The organism is Streptomyces sparsus (assembly GCF_054776295.1).
Genome location: NZ_BAAHCA010000200.1, coordinates 1 through 6730, shown reverse-complemented (window position 1 = coordinate 6730; position 6730 = coordinate 1). Strand labels below are relative to the sequence as shown.

The following is a 6730-nucleotide window of genomic DNA, read 5'->3' as shown; positions in this document are numbered from 1 at the left end:
CTCCACGTAGGCGTCGGCGAGCAGCACCGGTGGCCGCCAGTCGTCGGGGTCGTCGGCCGCGGCGCGGCGGGCCACCGTCACAGCGCGGTGCTCGTCCCCCAGGGCCAGCAGCACGTGCCCGGCCAGGCACAGCAGGTCGAGACGGCCGGGGGCGTCGTCCTGCATGCTGAGCAGCGCCCAGTCCACCGCCTCCCGGCTGCGCGCCGGCTCGCCCTGGAGCGCGTGCACGTAGGCCCGCAGCAGGTAACCGCGGCTGCCGGAGCGCCGCACCCAGGCGTCGTCCAGCATCGCCTGCGCCTGTCCGAACAGCCCTTCCGCACACAGGTCCTGCACCAGCCGTACGCGGTCCTCGTCGGCGAGCTCGCCCTCGGCCACCTCTCGCCCCCTTGCGACTCGTCCCTTGCGTGCAGCCCGCCGGACACCGGCGCGGCCCCCGACACCGGCGTATCGGCCCGTCCCCGGACACCGACGCGGCCCCCGGGCGCACGGAAGGTGCGCCCGGGGGCCGGCTCGAGCCCCGCGGGTCGGGTGTACGCCGGCCCTGCGGCTACTTCTTGCCGCCGTCCTTGCCGTCCTTGCCCTTGCCGCCACCGGCGTTCATGGACTCGTAGATCTCCTTGCACATGGGGCAGACCGGGTACTTCTTCGGGTCCCGGCCCGGCACCCACACCTTGCCGCAGAGCGCCACGACGGGCGTACCGTCGAGCGCGCTCGCCATGATCTTGTCCTTCTGGACGTAGTGGGCGTACCGCTCGTGGTCGCCGTCACCGTGCGACACCTGGGGGGTCGGCTCGACGAGGGTGCCGGTTCCCGTTCCGCGCTCGGGCTCAAGAGTGCTCATGGAATCCAAGGGTACTCAAGCCGGGTTGGCCGTGTCCGCGCACCGCCGGGCTCGCCGGAAGCGGCCCGCGGGGCCGTCCGGGGCGCTGCCAGGCGGGCCGGCCGCGGTCGGACGCCTCAGTTGAGCGTCGCGTCGTCGGGATAGGTGGCGACCATGGCCAGCTCGCTGCGCTGGCGGCGCAGGACCGCGCGCCAGAGCCGTTCGGGAGCCGGGGAGGAGACGTCCCCTGGCTCGGACTCCACCACGTACCAGGCCCCGTCGCTCAGTTCGTCCGCGAGCTGGCCGGGCCCCCATCCGGCGTAACCGGCGAAGATGCGCAGCGAGCCGAGGTCCGCGGCGAGCACCTCGGGCGGGGCCTCCAGGTCGACGAGTCCGATCGCGCCGTGCACCCGGCGCCAGCCGATCGGTCCCTCGCTGCCGGGGATGACGGCCACTCCCAGGGCGGCGTCCAGCGACACCGGGCCGCCCTGGAACACCACGCCGGGGTCGTCGGCGAGCGCCGCCCACGGTTCGAGGATGTCCTCCACCCCGACCGGGGTGGGGCGGTTGAGCACCACGCCGAGGGAGCCCTCCTCGTCGTGATCGAGGAGCAGCACGACCGCGCGGTCGAAATTCGGGTCGGTCAGTGCCGGTGTCGCGACCAGCAGCCGTCCGGTGAGCAAGGACGCCTCGGGCATGTCTCAATGATCCCGCACCGGGCGGCTTTCCGGGACGGCTATGCGCAGAACGCCGGGCAGTCACCTGACGGAGCCGCGGGGACGCGGAGCGTGGCACCGGTGCGCGCGTCTACGGATCCGCGTGCGGCGGCCGTTAGCATTCCTTTTGTCCCCTGCCCGTATGTAGAGATCGCGAGTTCCATGACCGGCACCGATGATGTACTGCTCGTCCATGGCGGCACCCCGCTGGAGGGCGAGATCCGCGTCCGCGGCGCGAAGAACCTCGTGCCCAAGGCCATGGTCGCCGCCCTGCTCGGGAGTGAGCCGAGCCGCCTGCGCAACGTGCCCGACATCCGCGACGTCCGGGTGGTGCGCGGTCTGCTCCAGCTGCACGGGGTGACGGTGCGCGGGGGCGAGGAGGCCGCTGAGCTGGTGCTCGACCCGTCCCACGTGGAGAGCGCACACGTCGCGGACATCGACGCGCACGCCGGTTCCTCCCGGATCCCGATCCTCTTCTGCGGCCCGCTGCTGCACCGGCTGGGGCACGCCTTCATCCCCGGTCTGGGCGGGTGCGACATCGGCGGCCGGCCGATCGACTTCCACTTCGACGTGCTGCGCAAGTTCGGCGCCGTCATCGAGAAGCGGCCCGAGGGGCAGTACCTGGAGGCGCCGCAGCGCCTGCGCGGCACCAAGATCAAACTTCCGTACCCGTCGGTCGGGACGACCGAACAGGTGCTGCTGACCGCCGTGTTGGCGGAAGGTGTGACGGAACTCTCCAACGCGGCCGTCGAGCCCGAGATCGAGGACCTCATCTGCGTGCTGCAGAAGATGGGCGCGATCATCTCGATGGACACCGACCGCACGATCCGCATCACCGGCGTGGACAAGCTCGGCGGCTACAACCACCAGGCGCTGCCCGACCGGCTGGAGGCCGCGTCCTGGGCCTGCGCCGCGCTGGCCACGGAGGGCAGCGTCTACGTACGCGGCGCCGGCCAGCGGGAGATGATGACGTTCCTCAACACCTACCGCAGGGTGGGTGGCGAGTTCGAGATCGACGACAGCGGCATCCGTTTCTGGCACCCGGGCGGCCCGCTGAAGGCGATCGCCCTGGAGACGGACGTGCACCCCGGTTTCCAGACCGACTGGCAGCAGCCGCTGGTGGTCGCCCTCACGCAGGCCTCCGGACTGTCGATCGTGCACGAGACGGTCTACGAGTCGCGGCTGGGCTTCACCGAGGCGCTCAACCAGATGGGCGCCCACATCCAGCTGTACCGCGAGTGCCTGGGCGGCACGCCCTGCCGGTTCGGGCAGCGCAACTTCCTGCACTCGGCGGTGGTCTCCGGGCCGACGAAGCTCCAGGGCGCCGACCTGGTCATCCCGGACCTGCGCGGCGGGTTCTCGTACCTGATCGCGGCGTTGGCCGCCCAGGGCACGTCCCGGGTGCACGGCATCGACCTGATCAACCGCGGCTACGAGAACTTCATGGAGAAGCTCCCGGCGCTGGGCGCCAAGGTGGAGCTGCCCGCGTAACGCGGCTCCCGCACAGCACGCTCCGGTGGGGCGGTCCGGTACGCGCCAGGCGTACGGGACCGCCCCACCGGCGTGCCGCCCCCTCCCCCGGCCTCGCGGGTGGCCTGCGTGGACGGCACACCGGTCGACACCGCAGGCGAGTGGCCGGCCACCGTCGCGGACCTGCTGCTCGGGCGGGGCTCGGTGGGGGACACCGCGGTTGCGTGGGGTGACGGGCTTCGCCGGGTTGACGATCGCGGACACCGCCACCCGTGTGGCGGCACGCGCCGCGTTGACGGCTGTCGAGGTGGCCGAGCTGCTCGACCCGGAGTTCACCAGTCGGTCGAGGCGGAGGTGCGGCGGAGGTGCGGCGGAGGTGCGGCCGCACCCGGGGCGCTGCGACTGCTCGACGAGGCTCACTCACCCGGTGTACCGGTGGCACTCGTCACCGCCCCGGAGCGGTCCGCGGCGGACGTGGTGCCGGCCGCGCCGGGCGCGGACCGGTGGCCCTGCCCGGAACAACACCCTGACCAGCCCCGACCAGCTCTGACCTGCTCTGACCCGGGCGGCCTGCGGCGCGCGGCTCGGGTCGCGTCGGAGCACACGACAGGGCGGCCATCCAGCTGGATGGCCGCCCTGTCGTCCGTCGTGGGGTCTTACTTGCCCTTGGCGGCTTCCTTGAGCTTGGAGCCCGCGGAGACCTTGACGCTGTACCCGGCCGGGATCTGGATCGGGTCGCCGGTCTGCGGGTTGCGGGCGGTGCGAGCGGCGCGGTGCGTGCGCTCGAAGGTCAGGAAGCCCGGGATGGTGACCTTCTCGTCGCCCTTGGCGACGATCTCGCCGACGGTCTCGGCGAAGGCGGCCAGCACGGCGTCGGCGTCCTTGCGGGTCACCTCGGCGCGGTCGGCCAGGGCGGCCACCAGCTCACTGCGGTTCATAGTCTGTTACTCCCGTGTTCTTCTTGCCGATGAGGCGTGAGATCGAAGCCGATGCTGCCAGGGCCTTAGGACAGTCCCCGGACCGGGTCTGCGCACAGACCCTCGCGCCCGGAACGCATCCTGCCCCCACCAGCGGCGGGAAAGCCAATCCGGCGCTCTGCCGGGCCCTGCCACGGCACCGGCTGTTCGCCGGGGTGGCACTCCCGGGCCCGAGGCCCGTCACGTCTGCCGCAACCCTAAGCGTGTCGCGGGGGCGCCGCAGCCCGCGACGCGCCGGGACGAAGGGCTTGGTGGCGGTGCTCACACCGTCTCGTCGCGGGCGGCTGCCGCTTTCGCCGCCTCGCGGACCGCGTCGGCGACCGCACCGGCGACCTTCTCGTTGAAGACGCTGGGCACGATGTAGTTGGCGTTCAGCTCGTCCTCACCGACCACGTCGGCGAGGGCGCGGGCGGCGGCCAGCATCATCTCGTCGTTGACGGTCCGCGACTGGGCGTCCAGGAGTCCGCGGAAGACACCGGGAAAGACCAGCACGTTGTTGATCTGGTTGGGGAAGTCGGAGCGGCCGGTGGCGACCACGGCCGCCGTCTGCCGGGCCACGGCCGGGTCCACCTCGGGGTCCGGGTTGGCAAGCGCGAAGACGATCGCGCCCTCGGCCATCGTCGCGACGTCCTCGGCACCGAGCACGTTGGGGGCGGAGACGCCGATGAAGACGTCCGCGCCTGCGACGGCCTGCTTCAGGGTCCCGGTGACGCCCTCGGGATTGGTGTTGTCGGCGATCCAGTGCAGGGCCGAGCCCTTGTCGGTGCCCACCAGGTCCTCGCGGCCGGCGTGCACCACACCGTGGATGTCGGCGACCACCGCGTGCTTGACGCCGGCCGCCATCAGCAGCTTGAGGATGGCCGTACCGGCCGCTCCGGCACCGGACATGACGACCCGTACGGCACCGATGTCCTTGCCCACCACGCGCAGCGCGTTGTACAGCGCGGAGAGCACGACGATGGCGGTGCCGTGCTGGTCGTCGTGGAACACCGGGATGTCCAGGGCCTCCCGCAGCCGGGCCTCGATCTCGAAGCAGCGCGGCGCGGAGATGTCCTCCAGGTTGATGCCGGCGAAGCCGGGGGCGATGGCCTTGACGATCTGCACGATGGCGTCGGTGTCCTGGGTGTCCAGGCACAGCGGCCAGGCGTCGATGCCGGCGAACCGCTTGAACAGGGCGGCCTTGCCCTCCATGACGGGCAGCGCGGCCTTGGGCCCGATGTTGCCCAGGCCCAGCACCGCGGAGCCGTCCGTCACGACTGCGACGCTGTTGCGCTTGATGGTCAGCCGGCGGGCGTCCTCCGGGTTCTCCGCGATCTGCGTGCAGACCCGGGCGACACCCGGCGTGTAGATCATCGAAAGGTCGTCGCGATTGCGAATCGGGTGCTTCGAGGACATCTCGATCTTGCCACCGAGGTGCATGAGGAACGTACGGTCGGAGACCTTGCCCAGGGCCACCCCGTCGATGCGCCCGATCTCCTGCACGATCTCCGACGCGTGGTCGGTGGAGCTGGCCGCCACGGTGACGTCGATGCGCAGCCGCTCGTGGCCGGACGCGGTGACGTCGAGACCGGTGACGTGCCCGCCGCAGGACTCCACAACCGTGGTGATCTGGCTGACCGAGCTGCCCCCTGCCGGGACCTCCAGCCGGACGGTCATCGAGTACGAGACGCTGGGCGCCGTTGCCATGGTCGTGTCCCTCTGCTGTTCCTGGATCGCGTGTTCGCGCGTGCTCCCGAATAGTCCCACCTACCGTCGGGTACCGGGTAACCACCCCAGAGTTTTGGAAATAAAGTTTCCGCCATGCGAGAGGGCGTCAGCCTGGGTGCGCCCGCCACTCCTTCGCGCTAAATCTCACCCGCCCGGCCTGCCGGCGCTCCGCCGCGGGCACGCGGTCGCTCTAGGCTCTGCCCCGCACAGCCTCAGCACTCAGGGAGCAGCAGCATGGCCCAGGGCACCGTGAAGTGGTTCAACGCCGAGAAGGGTTTCGGCTTCATCGAACAGGCGGACGGCGGACCGGACGTGTTCGTCCACTACAGCTCGATCGACCAGGACGGCTACCGCAGCCTCGACGAGGCGGCCCGGGTGGAGTTCGAGATCGGCCAGGGCCAGAAGGGCCCGCAGGCGGAACGCGTCCGCGTTCTCGGCTGACGCCCGCGTACCGACGGCGTCCCTGGCGCCCCGGGAGTTCCGCGACCCCGGCCGACGCGTCGGGGGGCCCGGGGTTCCGGGCAGGGCCCCGGAGGGCCCGGGGACTCCGGAGAAGGAAGAAGGTGGCACCGACCCGCCAGCTCGCCTCGCGGCAAGTGGTCGCTCGAAGCGACGATGGTTGGGCCCGGGGGCATGGATCGGGCCGGTGCCACCACCAGGCTAACAAACACCCGCCGGAAGTGAGCCCCCTCGTGCTGCCTAGTCCCTGAGCAGGTCCGGAACCCCGTCCGCGTCCGGCAGGTCACGCTCGGTGGACAGGATCGCCAGCTGCTGGGTGGCCCGGGTCAGGGCCACGTACAGCACCCGCAGACCCGCCGGGGACTCGTCGGCGATCTCCGCCGGGGAGACGACCAGCGTCGCGTCGTACTCCAGTCCCTTGGCCTCCAGGCTGCCGAGCGCCACCACCCGATCGCCGAGGTCGTCGAGCCAGCGGGCGGCCTCCTCCCGGCGGGCCATCGCCACCACCACGCCGACCGTGCCGTCCACCTCGGCCAGCAGCCGGCGTGCCTCCTCCCGCACCGCCGGCGCCAGGCCGTCGG

At 71.7% G+C, this 6730-nt stretch carries 8 protein-coding genes; 2 read left to right on the top strand and 6 right to left on the bottom strand.

Annotation, left to right across the window (positions count from 1 at the left end; translation table 11 throughout):
• The 3 genes from ACYVE9_RS12045 to ACYVE9_RS12035 all read right to left on the bottom strand — a co-directional run.
• Window positions 1-375: hypothetical protein (locus ACYVE9_RS12045; protein WP_461027792.1), on the bottom strand; the 375-nt coding region annotated here is incomplete at its 3' end.
• Between the two features lie 172 nt (window positions 376-547).
• Window positions 548-841 (bottom strand): DUF3039 domain-containing protein, encoded by a 294-nt coding sequence (locus tag ACYVE9_RS12040; RefSeq protein ID WP_461027791.1) that lies wholly within the window; start codon window positions 839-841, stop codon window positions 548-550.
• Between the two features lie 116 nt (window positions 842-957).
• Window positions 958-1518, bottom strand: a complete 561-nt coding sequence (locus ACYVE9_RS12035; protein WP_461027790.1) for a YqgE/AlgH family protein — start codon at window positions 1516-1518, stop codon at window positions 958-960.
• Window positions 1519-1698: 180 nt separating this feature from the next.
• Here ACYVE9_RS12035 and murA point away from each other — a divergent pair, with 180 nt between their 5' ends.
• Window positions 1699-3027, top strand: coding sequence for a UDP-N-acetylglucosamine 1-carboxyvinyltransferase (murA, locus tag ACYVE9_RS12030; RefSeq protein WP_461027789.1), 1329 nt, complete (start codon window positions 1699-1701; stop codon window positions 3025-3027).
• Between the two features lie 635 nt (window positions 3028-3662).
• Here murA and ACYVE9_RS12025 read toward each other — a convergent pair.
• Complete coding sequence (locus ACYVE9_RS12025; protein ID WP_007382399.1) at window positions 3663-3944, bottom strand: HU family DNA-binding protein; 282 nt, start codon at window positions 3942-3944, stop codon at window positions 3663-3665.
• A gap of 300 nt (window positions 3945-4244) precedes the next feature.
• On the bottom strand, window positions 4245-5669 hold the full coding sequence (locus ACYVE9_RS12020) for a malic enzyme-like NAD(P)-binding protein (protein ID WP_461027788.1): 1425 nt from the start codon (window positions 5667-5669) through the stop codon (window positions 4245-4247).
• A 255-nt stretch (window positions 5670-5924) separates the two neighbouring features.
• Here ACYVE9_RS12020 and ACYVE9_RS12015 point away from each other — a divergent pair, with 255 nt between their 5' ends.
• Entirely contained in the window at window positions 5925-6131 is a 207-nt protein-coding gene (locus ACYVE9_RS12015; RefSeq protein WP_461027787.1) for a cold-shock protein, read from the top strand.
• A gap of 258 nt (window positions 6132-6389) precedes the next feature.
• Here ACYVE9_RS12015 and ACYVE9_RS12010 read toward each other — a convergent pair.
• Window positions 6390-6730, bottom strand: a 341-nt coding sequence (locus ACYVE9_RS12010; protein WP_461027786.1) for an ATP-binding domain-containing protein, incomplete at its 5' end; no start/stop codon positions are given.